13 protein-coding genes are annotated in these 15,537 nt (G+C 61.0%); 4 read left to right on the plus strand and 9 right to left on the minus strand.

The window, feature by feature from the left end:
• Positions 1 to 96 precede the first annotated feature (96 nt).
• The 4 genes from ppx to FFM81_RS13650 all read right to left on the minus strand — a co-directional run bounded on the left by ppx (position 97) and on the right by FFM81_RS13650 (position 5,727).
• Complete coding sequence (gene ppx / locus FFM81_RS13635; protein WP_003574103.1) at positions 97 to 1,617, minus strand: exopolyphosphatase; 1,521 nt, start codon at positions 1,615 to 1,617, stop codon at positions 97 to 99.
• 12 nt (positions 1,618 to 1,629) lie between these two features.
• Positions 1,630 to 3,834, minus strand: a complete 2,205-nt coding sequence (locus FFM81_RS13640) for an RNA degradosome polyphosphate kinase (protein WP_003578402.1) — start codon at positions 3,832 to 3,834, stop codon at positions 1,630 to 1,632.
• 62 nt (positions 3,835 to 3,896) lie between these two features.
• On the minus strand, positions 3,897 to 4,610 hold the full coding sequence (hdaA, locus tag FFM81_RS13645) for a DnaA regulatory inactivator HdaA (protein WP_097536847.1): 714 nt from the start codon (positions 4,608 to 4,610) through the stop codon (positions 3,897 to 3,899).
• A complete protein-coding gene (locus FFM81_RS13650) occupies positions 4,603 to 5,727 on the minus strand; it encodes an AI-2E family transporter (RefSeq protein WP_025415821.1) in 1,125 nt (374 codons plus the stop codon). The genes hdaA and FFM81_RS13650 overlap by 8 nt, the downstream gene beginning before the upstream one ends.
• A gap of 247 nt (positions 5,728 to 5,974) precedes the next feature.
• Here FFM81_RS13650 and purM point away from each other — a divergent pair, with 247 nt between their 5' ends.
• Complete coding sequence (purM, locus tag FFM81_RS13655) at positions 5,975 to 7,048, plus strand: phosphoribosylformylglycinamidine cyclo-ligase (protein ID WP_025415820.1); 1,074 nt, start codon at positions 5,975 to 5,977, stop codon at positions 7,046 to 7,048.
• Positions 7,045 to 7,716 carry a phosphoribosylglycinamide formyltransferase gene (gene purN / locus FFM81_RS13660; protein ID WP_128398456.1) on the plus strand — a complete coding sequence of 224 codons (672 nt, stop codon included), beginning with the start codon at positions 7,045 to 7,047 and terminating at the stop codon, positions 7,714 to 7,716. The genes purM and purN overlap by 4 nt, the downstream gene beginning before the upstream one ends.
• Before the next feature lie 77 nt (positions 7,717 to 7,793).
• Here the strand turns inward: purN and FFM81_RS13665 are convergent, their stop codons facing one another.
• From FFM81_RS13665 to FFM81_RS13680, 4 genes are all read right to left on the minus strand, one after another.
• Entirely contained in the window at positions 7,794 to 8,507 is a 714-nt protein-coding gene (locus FFM81_RS13665; protein ID WP_173883785.1) for a hypothetical protein, read from the minus strand.
• A 302-nt stretch (positions 8,508 to 8,809) separates the two neighbouring features.
• Positions 8,810 to 9,979: an alpha-D-ribose 1-methylphosphonate 5-triphosphate diphosphatase gene (locus FFM81_RS13670; protein ID WP_138384830.1), complete on the minus strand. Its 1,170-nt coding sequence runs from the start codon at positions 9,977 to 9,979 to the stop codon at positions 8,810 to 8,812.
• Positions 9,980 to 10,127: 148 nt separating this feature from the next.
• The gene (locus tag FFM81_RS13675; RefSeq protein WP_003574117.1) at positions 10,128 to 10,718 is read right to left on the minus strand and encodes an NUDIX domain-containing protein; all 591 of its coding nucleotides are present in this window, start codon (positions 10,716 to 10,718) and stop codon (positions 10,128 to 10,130) included.
• Positions 10,715 to 12,919 carry a molybdopterin-containing oxidoreductase family protein gene (locus FFM81_RS13680; RefSeq protein WP_097536843.1) on the minus strand — a complete coding sequence of 735 codons (2,205 nt, stop codon included), beginning with the start codon at positions 12,917 to 12,919 and terminating at the stop codon, positions 10,715 to 10,717. The genes FFM81_RS13675 and FFM81_RS13680 overlap by 4 nt, the downstream gene beginning before the upstream one ends.
• Before the next feature lie 16 nt (positions 12,920 to 12,935).
• On the opposite strand from FFM81_RS13680, the gene FFM81_RS13685 reads away from it, so the two are divergent.
• On the plus strand, positions 12,936 to 13,805 hold the full coding sequence (locus FFM81_RS13685) for a 23S rRNA (adenine(2030)-N(6))-methyltransferase RlmJ (protein ID WP_138384829.1): 870 nt from the start codon (positions 12,936 to 12,938) through the stop codon (positions 13,803 to 13,805).
• A gap of 62 nt (positions 13,806 to 13,867) precedes the next feature.
• Positions 13,868 to 14,464 carry a glutathione S-transferase gene (locus FFM81_RS13690; RefSeq protein WP_128399350.1) on the plus strand — a complete coding sequence of 199 codons (597 nt, stop codon included), beginning with the start codon at positions 13,868 to 13,870 and terminating at the stop codon, positions 14,462 to 14,464.
• Positions 14,465 to 14,546: 82 nt separating this feature from the next.
• Here the strand turns inward: FFM81_RS13690 and FFM81_RS13695 are convergent, their stop codons facing one another.
• On the minus strand, positions 14,547 to 15,182 hold the full coding sequence (locus FFM81_RS13695) for an outer membrane protein (RefSeq protein WP_025415814.1): 636 nt from the start codon (positions 15,180 to 15,182) through the stop codon (positions 14,547 to 14,549).
• Positions 15,183 to 15,537 lie beyond the last annotated feature (355 nt).

Consider the following 15,537-nt stretch of genomic DNA (forward strand, 5'->3'; position numbering starts at 1 on the left):
ACCACGCGGACGCGCGGTAGCTGGATTCCTGTGACGAGCACAGGAATGAGGGAGAGCGGGAGGGGCGGCGGCGCAAGACAACGGCCGCAAATCGGCCTACTCGAATCGAAACGCCAACCTCTTATTCGTCAGCTTCGACAGTTGCTGCAGGCGGCCGTCCAGGCGTTCGCCGGCGAAATCGCGGTATTCGGGCGGCACGACGAATTCGAGGTCGAGGTCGGGGTTCGCGGATTTGCGGAAGCTCAGGCTTTTGACGATGCCGGGCATCGAGGCCGAGAAGAGGTAAACGACGCGCAGCATGCCGCCGAGCAGCTTGGCGCGTTCGATGAACTGCGGGGTGGCGATCTGCGCCAGCGGGCCGGTGGCGCCGTCGTCGTGCAGGCCCTCGAAACGGTAATAATTGGTCAGCGCGATGAAGGCGCGGCCGGGATGGCTGATGCCGACGAAGGAGGAGTGGGCGATGACGTTCAGCGCCTGCAGGCCGCGATAGTCGGGATGGGCTCGCCAGCTGATATCGGCGAGCAGACAGGCGGCCTGACGATAGCGGCTTTCCTCTTCGGTTTCCTGGACGCCGAACAAGGGCATCATGCGGCCGGTCCATTCCGCGAGCTCCCGGGCATGCTCGGGCGAGCGGGCACGCAGGATCGCCAGTTCGCCGGCAGCGGCAAGCAGTGGATCGAGGCGGCGCTCGGCCTCCGACAACAGCGAATAGAGATAGCCCTCGCGCACGCCTTGCGCCGAGAAGGAAATCACCGACGGCTTCATCGCGCTCAGCACTTCCTTCATGGCGACGGCGCCGAAGGGCAGCAGCGAACGACGGTGCTTGGAAACGGCCTGCAACGCCGGCTCCTTGGAATCGCGGGCGGTCACCACTTGTTCGAGGAACAGCATCATCGCTTCAAGCGAGACCTCATAACCCTGCATCATATGCAGCGGATAATGAGTCATCTCCATATGCAGCTTGGCGATGTTTCGCCAGGTGCCGCCGACGGCGTAGAAGGTGCGCCCCTCGCCTTTCGACAGCAACTTTGCCGTCTTCACCTGCTTGCGGGCAAAGGTGCGAGCCTTGGCGAGCGACCCGCCTGTATATTCAGACAGGCGCAGGCCGCCGAGCGGCAGCGTAATGCCCTTGCCGAACTCCTTGCCCTTGATATCGATCAGCTCCAGCGAGCCGCCGCCGAGGTCGCCGGCAATGCCGTCGGGATTGAAGAAGCCGCTGATGATGCCGAGCGAGGCGAATTTCGCCTCCTCCTCGCCGGAGAGCACACGGATCCTGCGGCCGAGGATGGTTTCCGCCTGGTGGATGAAATCGGGGCCGTTGCTCGCCTCACGGGCGGCGGCGGTCGCCAGCACATACATGGTGGCGGCCCGCGCCTGGTCGGACAGGGCCTTGAAACGGTGCAGCGCTGCCAGAGCCCGGCCGACGCTGTCTTCATCCATCTTGCCAGTGACGGCAATGCCCTTGCCGAGGCCGCAGAGGACCTTTTCGTTGAAAAGAATGGTCGGCGAGCGGGACAGGCCTTCGTAGACGACGAGACGGATGGAATTCGATCCGATGTCGACAACGGAGACCGGGGCGATCCCCGGAAGGCGCCCCTGGGCTTCAGATTCAACCATTTAGGTCCAGTATTACTTGTTGTTGCGGCCTTCGAGCAGGCCGGCGATCAGCTTCGGCGCACTGGACTTCAGAGCTTCACCACGGCCCGACAGGCTCGGATTGGTCATGAAATACTGCTGCGCATTGAACGGTTCTTCGCCTCTGCGCACTTCCATGCGCCGCGACGTACCGTCGGGCAATATCTCGTAGCTTTGCTGATTGTCAATCACGTTGCCGAGCATAATCTGGGACAAAACCTGCTCATGAACGGTCGGGTTCGTCAGTGGGACCATGGTTTCGACGCGGCGGTCGAGGTTTCTCGGCATCATGTCGGCCGAACCGATATAAACCAGTGCCTTGTCGGACGGCAGACCGTGGCCGTTGCCGAAACAGAAGATGCGGCTGTGCTCGAGGAAGCGGCCGACGATCGATTTGACGCGGATCTTCTCCGAGAGACCGGGCACCTGCGGACGCAGGCAGCAGATGCCGCGCACGACGAGATCGATCTCGACGCCGGCATGGCTGGCGCGATAGAGCGCATCGATGATGTCAGGATCGACAAGCGAATTCATCTTCATCCAGATCGCCGCCGGAGCGCCGTTCTTGGCGTGCTGAATCTCTTCTTCGATGTGGCGCAGGATGCGCGGGCGCATTGTATAGGGCGAGATTGCAAGCTGCATGCCCTGTTCCGGCTCACCATAACCGGTAATGAAATTGAAGATGTTGGCCATGTCATGAGCGATGACCGGATTGCAGGTGAAATAGGACAGGTCCGTATAGATCTTCGCGGTGATCGGGTGGTAGTTGCCGGTTCCCAAGTGGCAATAGGTCCGGAGCTTGCCTTCTTCGCGGCGGACGACCATCGACATCTTGGCGTGGGTCTTGAGCTCGATGAAGCCGAAGACAACCTGCACGCCGGCGCGCTCGAGATCGCGCGCCCAGCGGATGTTCGCCTCTTCATCGAAGCGGGCCTTGAGTTCGACCAGCGCCGTCACCGACTTGCCGGCTTCGGCGGCGTCGATCAACGCGCGGACGATCGGGCTATCGTTGGAGGTGCGGTAAAGCGTCTGCTTTATTGCCAGGACGTCAGGATCGCGCGCAGCCTGGAGAAGAAACTGGACCACCACGTCGAAGGATTCGTAGGGATGATGGACGACCATGTCCTTTTCGCGGATGGCGGCGAAGCAGTCGCCGGCATGTTCGCGGACGCGCTCGGGAAATCGCGCATTGTAGGGAAGAAATCTGAGATCGTCGCGCGGCGCCTTGGTGATCTCCGATAGGGTGTTCAACGCCAGAAGGCCCGGCAGAACGGCGACGCGATTATCAGGAATATTCAGCGCCTGAACGACGAACTGACGCAGCGAGGCCGGCATTTCGGAATCGGTCTCGATGCGGATGACCTTTCCACGGCGGCGGCGCTTCAGCGCCGTTTCGAAAAAGCGCACGAGATCCTCGGCCTCTTCTTCGACTTCGATATCGCTGTCGCGGATGACGCGGAACGTACCGGAGCCCTGCACCTCGTAACCGGGGTAGAGCCGGTGGATGAAGACGTTGGCGACATCTTCGAGCGTGATGTAGCGGATGGTGTTTCCATCGTCCGGCAGACGGACGAAACGATCGAGCGCCACCGGCAGACGCAGCAGCGCCGTCATTGGCTCGCGGCCGTTCTTGCTGACGAGCTGCAGGCCGATTGAGAAGCCCAGATTCGGAATGAACGGGAACGGGTGGGCTGGATCGATCGACAGCGGCGTCAAGACTGGAAAGATTGCCTGTTCGAATTCGGCGGCCAGCCACTGGCGGTCGGCATCGCTCAAGGCGCCGGGACGCACGATCAGAATGTCTTCCTTGGCGAGATACTGCTGCAGCACGGCAAGCGAGGCCTGCTGCTCCATCTGCAGATGGTCGATCTCCTGCAGGATCGAGTCGAGCTGCTCGGCCGGCGTCTTGCCGTCGGGGCTGCGGATGGCAATGTTCTGGCGCACCTGGCCCTCGAGGCCGGCGACACGCACCATGAAGAATTCATCGAGGTTGGCAGCCGAGATCGACAGGAAGCGGACGCGCTCGAGCAGCGGATGCTCGGTATTCAAAGTCTCTTCCAGGACGCGGCGATTGAATTGCAGCCAGGAGAATTCTCGGTTGATGAAGCGCTCGGGGCTCTTGAGCAGCTCTTCCAGCGGGGGAGTGTTGTCGTTGGTTTCCGGAGTAAGTTCCTGATGTTCTGCGACTGCGCTATCCATGGTCCACCCCGTTCTCAATCGCCGAAGGCAATTATATCAGTTTCACGACGGAACTGTGACAGTCAATCGGCCGGCTCCGAATTTCCCAATTCATTCAATACTTCAGCAGCAAGAGACCGGGTGATTTTTGTGCCTCGCGACAGGGCCAGCCGGTCAAGCCTTTCGACGATCATCTGGGCCGCGTTCAGCGATCGCTCCATCCGGTTGACGATATAGAGCACGAGTTTGTCATCTATATAAACCTGCCGGTCGGCAAAGAGCTTGACTATCACCTGCGACAACAGCGCCTCGTCGGGCTCGCCGATCTCGACGACGGTGGCAGCTTTCAGGCGGGAGCGCAGATCCGGCAGCAAAACCGGCCAGGAGATCGGCCAGAGACGGCTTGTCATCAACAGGCTGGTGCCGTTTTCGCGCACGCTGTTGATGACGTGAAACAGCGCATTGTCGTCGAAACCGAGGCGATCGGCATCCTCGAATAAAACCGGGCCGGCGGCGGCGGCAATAGCAGCGTCCGAGCCGAGTTCCGGATGGATCTCGACGGCGCCACTCAACTCCCGCCAGATGCGGGCCAGATGCGATTTTCCCGAACCGACCGGGCCGGCGAGCACAACAACCTGCGACGGCCATGCGGGCCAGGCATCGACGATCGACACCGCGGCAGCGAGACGGTCCGAGATCAGGAGATCGTCACGTCCGCTTGCGGCATCGTGCGAAAAGACCAGCGGCAGCTGCTCTCCGGCCTTGCGCTTCGGATCAGCGTTCTTCACGTCATTCATTGGGAACTGATTTCGTCTTCCGGGCGCGGCCACCGGATGACCCGCCAAAATAAAGATCACTCTGAAGGTAACGCGAAAGCGCGAAACGGACAAGCACACCGACGGCAGCCGCCGCCGGCACCGCGACCAGAAGCCCGACGAAACCGAAGAGGGCACCGAAGGCAAACAGCGCAAACATCAGCCAGACCGGATGCAGGCCGACGCTGGAGCCGACGAGCTTCGGCTGCAGAATGTTGCCTTCCAGGAACTGGCCGCTGAAGAAGACGGCGAGCACCAGACCGATCCAGGGATAATCCGGCCAGAACTGAACGATCGCCACGCCGATGGCGAGAACGAGGCCGACCAGCGAGCCGACATAGGGAATGAAACTGATCATGCCGGCAAAGAGCCCGATCAGCAGGCCGAAATTCAGACCGACGAGAGACAGACCGGCGGCATAATAAATGCCGAGGATGAGGCAGAGCGAGCCCTGACCGCGGATAAAGCCGGCGATCGCCTGATCGATCTCGCTGGCGATCTGGCGGACGTCGCTGATATAGTCGCGCGGGATCCACTGATCGACCTTGGCGACCATGCGGTCCCAATCGAGCAGGATATAGAAAGCGACGACGGGGGTGACGACGAGCAGGGATATGACGTCGACGATCGCCTTGCCGGAATTCCAGATCTGCGCGAAGAGCCCGGTCAAGAAGCCCATGCCTTCGGAGAGGATGCCGGAGAAATTATCCTTGATCGTGCCGGCCTGGCTTCTGACCCAATCGGGCAGCAGCGAGTTTTTCGAATTGTCGATGAACTGCTGTAGCTGGCTGATATAACCCGGCAGCCGCTCGGCGAAATCGTTGAACTGGCTGATCAGCACGGGAATGAGGATCATCAGCGCCAGCGCAAAGACGATGACGAAGGCGATGAGGATGCCGACCGTCGCCATCATGCGGCTCAGACCCAGCCGCTCCAGCCGATCGGCCACGGGATCGAGGAAATAGGCGATCGCCATGCCGGCGATGAAGGGCAGCAGGATCGAGCTGAAGACGTAGAGAAAGGCGATGAAGAAGACGAGCACGATCAGCCAGAAGAAAATCTGACGCTTGAGACTGTTGCCGCTGACTTGCTGTGGCATCGCTTCCCCGCTGATCGCTTTTCCGCCGCCAAACGCCGCATCCGAACCGACGCAGCCATTCAGCACATAGGGTGCAGGCGCAAAGATGGTCAACCCTGTGGCGGCAAATCCCGGAAAGGCCCCAGGGAAGACGCGGGAAATTGGGGGCTTTTGCCATGCAGCGCTTGCATAAACGCCCCTGTCATGCAATTGCGACCGGCAGATGACGCGGCGCGTCTGCCGCCTGAAATAGCCATCGGAGACCAGCATGAGCCAGTCTGGAAAAAACGGCCTGACCTACAGCGATGCGGGCGTCGACATCGATGCCGGCAACCTCCTTGTCGAGAAGATCAAACCGGCGGTGCGCTCGACCCGCCGTCCCGGCGCCGATGGCGAAATCGGCGGCTTCGGCGGGCTCTTCGATCTCAAGGCCGCCGGCTTTACCGATCCGGTTCTGGTCGCCGCCAATGACGGCGTCGGCACCAAGCTGAAGATCGCCATCGATGCCGATTATCACGACACCGTCGGTATCGACCTCGTCGCCATGTGCGTCAACGATCTCGTCGTGCAGGGCGCCGAGCCGCTGTTCTTCCTCGACTATTTCGCGACCGGCAAGCTCGACCCCGACCAGGGCGCGGCGATCGTCGGCGGCATCGCTGCCGGCTGCCGCGAAGCCGGCTGCGCGCTGATCGGCGGCGAGACGGCTGAAATGCCCGGCATGTATTCCTCTGGCGATTACGATCTCGCCGGCTTTGCCGTCGGTGCCGCCGAACGCGGCAGGCTGCTGCCTTCCGGCGATATCGCCGAGGGCGACGTGATCCTCGGCCTCGCCTCCTCCGGCGTCCATTCCAACGGCTTCTCGCTGGTGCGCAAGATCGTCGAACTCTCCGGCCTCGGCTGGGATGCGCCGGCACCGTTCCTCGAAGGCAAGAAGCTCGGCGAAGCCCTGCTCACCCCGACCCGTATCTATGTGAAGCCGCTCCTGAAGGCGATCCGCGAGACAGGTGCGCTGAAGGCGCTCGCCCATATCACCGGCGGCGGTTTCCCGGAAAATATTCCGCGCGTGCTGCCGAAGCATCTGGCGGCCGAGATCGATCTTGATGCCGTCAAGGCTCCGCCGGTCTTCTCGTGGCTCGCCCAATCCGGCGGCGTCGAGGCGAAAGAAATGCTGCGCACCTTCAACTGCGGCGTCGGCATGATCGTCGTCGTCGCTGAAGAGAACGTCGCCGCGGTTTCCGCAGCACTGGAGGCCGAAGGCGAAAAGGTCATTACCCTCGGCCGGATGATCGCCCGCGACGAAGGCGCTGCCGGCACGGTCTACAAGGGCACGCTTGCCCTATGAGCACGCCGCGCAAACGCGTCGTCGTCTTCATATCAGGCAGCGGCTCCAACATGATGGCGCTGATCGCGGCGGCCAAGGCCAGCGACTACCCAGCCGAAATCGTCGGCGTGGTCTCCGACAAAGCGGATGCCGGCGGGCTTGCCAAGGCGGCCGCCGAGGGTATCGCCACCTTCGCCTTCCCCCGCAAGGATTATGACAGCAAGGATGCACACGAGGCGGCGATCTTTTCCGCCCTCGATACGCTTTCCCCCGATATTCTCTGCCTCGCAGGCTACATGCGGCTGCTGACGCCGACTTTCATCCAGCGTTATGAAGGCCGGATGCTCAACATCCACCCTTCCCTGCTGCCGCTGTTTCCGGGCCTGCATACCCATCAGCGCGCCATCGACGCCGGCATGCGCATCGCCGGCTGCACGGTACATTTCGTCACCGAAGGCATGGATGAAGGGCCAACGATCGGCCAGGCGGCGGTCCCGATCCTTTCCGGCGACACGGCCGAAAGCCTCGCGGCGCGGGTGCTCACCGTGGAGCATCAAATCTATCCGCAGGCACTGCGGCTCTTCGCCGAAGGCCGCGTGACGATGGACGGTGGTAAGGCGGTGGGTGCTGAGGCTTCTGGCGCCATGCCCAAGGCCCAGCTGGTTTCGCTGATTGGTGACCGCGCTTAAGTAAACTTCACAGCAATATCGTTACCATCTACTATCACAGCCGATCCTTTCGGAGCGGAAAGCATGTCTATCGTCAGCTACCCAAAAAAGTCCGCTGGCGTAATCATATAGCTAAAGGGCAGTTCATCTCTGGGGCGTGAGACCCCTGGAGGGTCGCGGGGGAAAATCTCTCTTGGTTCAACAGTAGTGTTGAGCCAGGGAAGCCGTTTTCGCAACTTATAGCTGATACGGTCGGTCGTAATTTCCAAATCTAAGCCTGCAAACTGAACACCTGGAAAGTATCGGCCAATCTCGCTCGGCCGAATCTCATAGATGGTTTTTGGATCGCTCTCGTTCTTGAACGATACTATTACCGGCAGTCGCGTCGTTTTAAGCTTGAAGGGATACCGCCCAGTTGCGCTGCGTAGCACGGCGAAATCTGCTTCAGATAGAGAGCCGACGCTATTCTTTATGCCCAAGGTTGTCAGAACTGCATACTCGTAAACTTGAGTGAGGCTGTTGTTGGGATCATGCTGAATTGGCAAGATGTAAATTGTACCTTTGCCGCCAAGTTCGAAAATCAAAGCCTCGCCGTAGAGACGTGTTGCTCCACCATTTCCGATCAGGCTGTGCGTTACCTTGGAATAGCCGATTTCCATCACTGATGAACTTTCGACCGGTCGGCCATCAACCGTCGCGGAAGCAATGACCTTAAAACGGACGGCCGCACTCTCGCCTTGGCAAGACGAGAGGAGCAATGCGCACAGTGACGACAGGAACGACCTACGCTTCATTGGCTGTCCGATACTCAATCGAAAATATCCCATTGCGGAAGGGAGCATAGCTTCCAACCGCCAAAATACCCGTGACCTTCACCGTTCGCCCTCTTTTTGCACACATCCACGGATCTGCCTGCTCCATTTGCCATAGCGGTTCGCGGGTGGACATCATCATAAGCGCCGCAAGGAAGTAAAGCGGCTCTGGCGCAACTTAGACCTGAATTTAGTTAGGAAAGCGTCGACTGTCAGCCCCACCGAAGCATGCCAAGTCCTTCACCTTCGACACAAGATGAAAGGCATGCTGCTTGCTGAGATGACAATCACGTTTTTTCGACCTAAGCCGCCATCGCCCGCAGCGGATGCAGCGTGCCGTCGCTGTAGACGAAGCGGCCGGCGCGGAAGGTGGCGCGGATGCGGTTGATGTCGCCGGGTTCGACAGTCACCAGATCGGCGCGCTGGCCGAGGGCGATTTCGCCGCGGTCGGAGAGGCCGGCGGAGTGGGCGGCGTTGGCGGTCGCCATAGCGACGGCAGCCGGGAGACCGCCTTCCACCATATCGGCGAGCTTGAAGATGCCGGGCACGAAGGCGGCCGGGTGGTAATCGGCGGCAATGACGCTGAGCAGGCCGGCCCTGGCGGCATCGAGGGCGCTGAGATTGCCCGACATCGACTGGCCGCGCAGCGCGTTCGGCGCGCCCATCAGCGTCCAGAGGCCGCGGCGGCGCGCCTCTTCGGCTGCAGGTGCGGTCACCGGAAACTCGCTGATGGTGACGCCGAGATCGTGCATTTCGGCGACTTTCTCGACGCTGTCATCATCATGCGAGGCGAGCGACAGCTTGTGCTTCAGCGACAGCGCGACGATGTCTTTGAGCTTGGCTTCGATCTCGGGATTGCTGCGCATGGCGATGCGCTTGGCGACGATTTCGGCGGCCATTTCCTCGGAGATGGCCCGGCGCTCGGAAATGCTGAGGATGTAGCTTTGCAGGTTGTTGTACTGGCCCTGCCCCGGCGTGTGGTCGGTGAGCGAGACCATGTCGATCTGGTTGGCATTCAATAGGCGCTCGAGCGCCGGAGCAGCGCCGACATTGGTGATTTCGTAGCGGGCGTGGACGCGGTGGTCGATCAGCAGGTCGTCGCGCAGGCGGTTGATGCCCTCGATCACCGCCGCAGTCGTCTCCAGCGAGCGGACGTGGCCGTAGACGCTTTCGGTGGCGAAAGAGACGGCGGCGAAGGCCGTGGTGACGCCGGCGGCGGCAAGTTTCTTGTCGAGTTCGTGGATGCCGAAATCGATCGGCATCGTCGCATTCGGCCGCGGCGCGATCTCGCGCTCGATCATGTCGCCGTGGAGATCGACGAAACCGGGCATCAGCAGCCGGCCGCCGCCATCGATGGCCGCAGCCGCTATCGGCTCGGGCCGGATCTCGGCGATGACGCCATCCTCAACACGCACGGAACCTTCACTCACGACCTCGTTTGGGAGAACGAGGGTGAAATTGCTGAGCCACATGGGCTTTCTCCTAACCGCATCGATGATTGACAGACCGCAGCGGATAGAACCGCTTCGTGACAAACGTATGAAATTTTCGAACGCCACAACCGCGATAGCGAAACCGTCTTGAGCCCAACCCAACGGCTTGCCCGAGACCGCTCATCCGCTATCGAAGTTTATTCCTGTTCAACAACGCCCATTGCAGCAGCATGATCGTCTTGGCGTCGAAGATCTCGCCGGTTTCGATCATCCGGGCGGCTTCGTCGAGCGGGATTTCCAGGACCTCGATATCCTCGTGCTCCTCGTCTAGGCCACCGCCCTCGGCAACGCGGTCGGCGATGTCGATCACGGAGACGAAGAAGTGGACGACTTCGGCAAAGGCGCCCGGCGACGTGTAGCATTTGAACAGGAAGCGCGCATCGCGCAGCTGGTAACCGGTTTCTTCCATCGCCTCGCGGCGGATCGCCTGTTCGGGATGATCGTCGTCGAGAAGGCCGGCAGGCACCTCGATTATCCAGGCGGGGTCGCCATTGAGATGCACGGCAAGCCGGAACTGGCGGACGAGAACGACAAGATCGCGTTTCGGATCGTAAAGCAGGACGCAGGCGGCCGGCGTGCGGTGGTAGACCTCCCGCTTCAGCTGCTGGGTCGCGCCCCTACGGTCGATATAGTCGAGCAAATAGCTGCTCAACCGCGTCCACCCATTCGACAGCGTTTCCTCGCTGACGATCTTCACCCGTGATTTCGGCTGCATCATGCTGCGTCCTTGCGAAGCCAGACCTTGTTATCGTGCACGGCGGCCCCACCATAGGGCGCGACCGGGTCGGCGCCGGTCAGGACGTTGATCCCCTCGCCGTCGATATGCGCCTTGTTCGGCCAGAGTCCCTCGGCAATCAGCACGCCTGATTTCACTTCGGTGGTGATGCGGGCGTGGATGCGCAGGTCGCCGCGGCTGTTGCCGATGCGGACGAGATCGCCATGAGCGATGCCATTGGCTTCGGCGTCGGCCGGATTGATCATCACTTCGGGGCGGCCTTCCTTCTGACGCGAGGTCTTGGTTTCGGAGAAGCTCGAATTCAGGAAGTTGCGGGCGGGCGATGTGGCGAGGCGGAAGGGATGCTCGGGATCGGCGACCTCGATGACATCGACCTGATCCGGGAAGGCCGGAAGCTCTGCATGCGGCCCGAGCACGCCGACGGCGGCCGGCGGCTTGTTAGGCGCCGGCTGGTTGATCCAGTCCGGGCGGAAATGGAACCTGCCATCCGGATGGGCAAAACCGTCCAGGAAGTGTGCCTCCTCGAAAGCCGGCTGGCGATCGAACCATTTGTGTTCGAGGAAATGATCGTAATCCGGCAGGCCGCTCGATTCGAGCACCCGGTCGACCATCTCGCGGGCGGTAAAACCGAAGCCCGGGCGATCGGCGACGCCGAGGCGCTTGGCCAGTTCTTCGATGACGAAGAGATTGGTGCGCACGCTTGGCGGCGGCTCGACCAGCTTCGGCCCCAGCAGAATATGGTTCTGGCCGCCGGCCCGGTAGATGTCGTCGTGCTCGACGAACATCGTCGCGGGAATGACGATATCGGCAATCTCCGCCGTTTCGGTCATGAACTGCTCATGGACGGCGACGAAGAGGTCGTCGCGGGCAAAACCGCGTCTGACCAGCCGCTGCTCGGGGGCGATGTTTGCCGGATTGGTGTTCTGGATCAACATCGCCGTCACCGGGCCGCGATGGCGCAGCGCCACCGCATCGCCGGTCAGCACCCGGCCGATCTGCGACTGGTCGAGCATGCGGATATCGGCATCCTTCATCGACCTGCCGGTCAGTTCCGCATTGTTCATGCGGAAGATATCGCTGTTCGAATGGAAGGCGCCGCCGCCCTCATATTGCCAGGAGCCGAGGACGGTGGCGACCGAGGCTGCCGCATGCATGGCGACCGCACCATTGCGCTGGCGGGTGAAGCCGTAACCCAGGCGGAAGAAGGTCTTTTTCGTCGTGCCGACGAGGCGGGCGAAAGCTTCGATCTCCTCAACCGAAAGGCCGGTGATATCGGCCGCCCATTGCGGGGTCTTCGTCTTCAGATGCGCTTCGAGACCTTCGGGATCGTCGGCATATCGCGCCATGTATTCACGGTCGGCATAGCCGTCGCGGAAGGCGATATGCATGACGGCGCAGGCGAGTGCCGCATCGGTGCCCGGCTTGACGATCAAGGCCATGTCGGCCTGCTTCATCGTCGGATTGTCGTAAATGTCGATGACGACGATCTTCGCGCCGCGCTCCTTGCGCGACTTGATGGCGTGGGTCATCACATTGACCTGCGTCGACACCGCATTGGTGCCCCAGATGACGACGCAATCGGTGCGGCCCATCTCGCGCGGATCGGGACCACGCAGGGTGCCGGTCGCCATGGTGAAGCCGGTCCAGGCCGGATTGGTGCAGATCGACGAGAAGAAACCGGAATAGCGCTTGGCATGGCGCAGGCGATCGATCGAATCGCGCTGCACCCAGCCCATCGTGCCGGCATAGAAATAGGGCCAGATCGCTTCGCTGCCGTCGCTCGCTTCGGCCTTCACAAAGGCTTCGGCGATCTCATCCAGCGCATCGTCCCAGGAAATCTGCTGCCACTGCCCTGCCCCCTTGGCGCCGGTGCGGCGCAAGGGATGCATCAAGCGCTCGGGATGGTAGAGCCGCTCGGCATAACGGGCGACCTTGGCGCAGATGACGCCTGATGTGTAGGAGTGATCGTGTGCGCCGCGGACACGGCCGACGCGGCCATCCTCTGATATCTCGACCTCCAGCGCGCAGGTGGAGGGACAGTCGTGCGGACAGGCCGTGTGGCCAACCCTGGTGTCCTGCTTCGAGGATTTGGCGTGGATGGGGGTCGCAATGTTCATGGCATTTGTATATTGCAAGGCTTGCACGGCCAAAAGCCACAAAAACTCCCCATGACGCGAATTCATACGGACATCAGCGAAAATGAACTACCGCCACATCTACCATGCGGGCAATTTTGCCGATGTGCTGAAACATGCCGTGCTTGCGCGGCTGATCCGCTACATGCAGAAGAAGGATGGGGCATTCCGCGTGCTCGACACGCATGCCGGCATCGGGCTCTACGACCTCTCCTCCGAGGAGGCGCAGAAGACAGGCGAATGGCTCGAGGGCATCGGCAAGCTGATGGAGGCCGATCTCGGACCTCAGGTTGCCGAGCTGCTAGAGCCCTACCTCGCAGCCATCCGCGAAATCAACCCTGAGGGCGGCATCCGCTTCTATCCCGGATCGCCGAAACTCGCGCGGCTACTGTTCCGGCCGCAGGACCGCTTGTCGGCAATGGAACTGCATCCCGAGGATTACCTCAGGCTGCACCGGCTGTTCGAGGGCGATCACCACGCCCGCATTGCCGAGCTCGACGGCTGGCTGGCGCTCGGCGCGCATCTGCCGCCGAAGGAGAAGCGCGGCATCGTGCTCGTCGACCCGCCTTTCGAGGAAGAGGACGAATATCAGCGCCTGGCCGAAGGACTGGAAAAAGCCTATCGCCGCTTTCCCGGCGGCACCTATTGCCTCTGGTATCCGCTGAAGAAGGGGGCGCCGATCAAGGAATTCCACGAGACGCTGCAGGCGCTCGATATCCCGAAGATGCTCTGCGCCGAGCTCATTGTTCGCAGTGACCGCGGCATCACGGGACTGACCGGCTCCGGCCTCGTCATCGTCAATCCGCCCTTCACGCTGAAGGACGAGTTGCACCAGTTGCTGCCAGCGCTAAAAGACCATCTGGCCCAGGACCGTTTCGCCTCGCACCGGGCCTTCTGGCTGCGCGGCGAGACAAAGGCGGTCAAGGACGATTGACCTGGAAATCGGCTTCGGGAATAGTCCCGGCCCGTCGTTTTACAATCTCATCAGGTGTCCCCATGAAGCTGCTTTGGTCGCCCGCCTCCCCCTATTCCAGCAAGGTGCGGATGGCCGCGCATTTCCTGGGCCTGGAGTTGAATGCCATCCGGGTCGACACCAATGCCGGGCCGGCGATCCTGGTGGACAACAATCCGCTCGGCAAGATCCCGACGCTTCTGACCGATGATGGCGCCTCGGTCTTCGACAGCGTGGCGATCATGCATTATTTCGACCGGCTGGCGAAGGGCAAGCTCTATCCCGCCAAGAAGGGCAAACGCACCGATGCGGAGGTCCTCGAGTCGCTCTGCGACGGCATCTGCGACTGCCTGCTCGCCATCATCTACGAGCGGCGCTTTCGCGATGAGGAAAAGATCCACCAGCCCTGGATCGATCGGCAATGGAAGAAGGCGACGAGCGGGCTTGCACATCTCAGCGCCAATCCGCCGAAATCAGGCAAGAAGCTCAATGGCGGACATTTCGCCTTGGCCGCCACGCTCGACTATCTCGACCTGCGCTTCAAGGGCCAGTGGGAAGCCGATCATGCGCCGCTGGTCGACTGGCTGGCGCAGTTCGAAAAGAAATTCCCTGCCCATCAGGAGCTCAAGCCGACAGCATAGTCCGTTAAATCGGCATCGAGCAGGCCGCAAAAAAGCCGGGCGATGTGCCCGGCTTTTTCATGCTTGAACGATTGTTCTCGGCTTAGAACTTGACGCCGATACCGAGCTTGACGCTGTTTTCGTCGTAACCGCGCGAGAAGCTGCCGGAGTCGAGGTTGTAGTCCTTGCTCTGGTAGTCGGTGTAGCGATATTCCAAGCGCGTCGTGATGTTGTTGGTCACGAAGGCTTCGACGCCGGCGCCGACGGTATAACCGTAATTGGTCTTGCTTTCGTCCGAGGTGCCGTCGGAAACCTTGACGTCGCCGAGGGCGAGACCGGCCGTGCCGTAGAGCAGGAACGGGTTCATGTCGTAACCGACGCGGCCACGGACAGAGCCGTTCCAGCCGTACTTGTTCTTGACGCCGCCCGAGGAGACGTCGTCGCCGCTGTAGCCGAGATCGGATTCAACGCCGTAAACGATCTGGCCCTGCTGCCAATTGTAGCCGGTGAAAACCTGGCCGCCGAAACCATAGGTGTGGCGGTCGGAACCGAAGTCACCCATGTTGTAGGTGCCGGCGCCGCCGAGGTAAAAGCCTTCCCAGTTACCGGCCGGCTTGACCGGAGCGTCCTGGGCGACCGGTGCTTCCGGAACCTGGTCGACGGCATCGGCCGCCTGAGCTGCCGAGACGCCCGCAATTGCAAAAACGGAGGCCATGAGGCCAGCAATGAGTACACGCATACTTAGTCTCCTTTCAGTCCCGCGTCGCTTGATCACTGTCTATCAGTGAAGCATCGGCGGGATATTGCCAGATGTCCCTTCCGGATCGAGACTGAAATTGGAACTCAAATGCGGATTTGAAAGAGCCAAATTGTGATATCATTGTGGCTGCCGCATGGCCGAAATTCGATGTTGCTTTGACGCAACATACAATTCATTAACCCTACTGAAGAGTTAAACTGAAAATACTTATTTTATCAAATCGCATTCTTAAATAATACATAGAATATCCCGTCCGCCGACGCAACCGCCACAGCCTATTTATATAATCTCCGCCCGCGCCTATATAGTCGACAGACAGACTCGCGGGATCAGA

Origin of the sequence: Rhizobium hidalgonense (genome assembly GCF_005862185.2) — a bacterium.
GTDB classification, from domain to species: domain Bacteria; phylum Pseudomonadota; class Alphaproteobacteria; order Rhizobiales; family Rhizobiaceae; genus Rhizobium; species Rhizobium hidalgonense.

Bases quoted from the DNA above. Each gene is read 5' to 3' on its own strand.
- ppx (WP_003574103.1), bottom strand. From the start codon at position 1,617: ATGGTTGAATCTGAAGCCCAGGGGCGCCTTCCGGGGATCGCCCCGGTC.
- FFM81_RS13640 (WP_003578402.1), bottom strand. From the start codon at position 3,834: ATGGATAGCGCAGTCGCAGAACATCAGGAACTTACTCCGGAAACCAAC.
- hdaA (WP_097536847.1), bottom strand. From the start codon at position 4,610: ATGAATGACGTGAAGAACGCTGATCCGAAGCGCAAGGCCGGAGAGCAG.
- FFM81_RS13650 (WP_025415821.1), bottom strand. From the start codon at position 5,727: ATGCCACAGCAAGTCAGCGGCAACAGTCTCAAGCGTCAGATTTTCTTC.
- purM (WP_025415820.1), top strand. From the start codon at position 5,975: ATGAGCCAGTCTGGAAAAAACGGCCTGACCTACAGCGATGCGGGCGTC.
- purN (WP_128398456.1), top strand. From the start codon at position 7,045: ATGAGCACGCCGCGCAAACGCGTCGTCGTCTTCATATCAGGCAGCGGC.
- FFM81_RS13670 (WP_138384830.1), bottom strand. From the start codon at position 9,979: ATGTGGCTCAGCAATTTCACCCTCGTTCTCCCAAACGAGGTCGTGAGT.
- FFM81_RS13675 (WP_003574117.1), bottom strand. From the start codon at position 10,718: ATGATGCAGCCGAAATCACGGGTGAAGATCGTCAGCGAGGAAACGCTG.
- FFM81_RS13680 (WP_097536843.1), bottom strand. From the start codon at position 12,919: ATGAATTCGCGTCATGGGGAGTTTTTGTGGCTTTTGGCCGTGCAAGCC.
- FFM81_RS13685 (WP_138384829.1), top strand. From the start codon at position 12,936: ATGAACTACCGCCACATCTACCATGCGGGCAATTTTGCCGATGTGCTG.
- FFM81_RS13690 (WP_128399350.1), top strand. From the start codon at position 13,868: ATGAAGCTGCTTTGGTCGCCCGCCTCCCCCTATTCCAGCAAGGTGCGG.
- FFM81_RS13695 (WP_025415814.1), bottom strand. From the start codon at position 15,182: ATGCGTGTACTCATTGCTGGCCTCATGGCCTCCGTTTTTGCAATTGCG.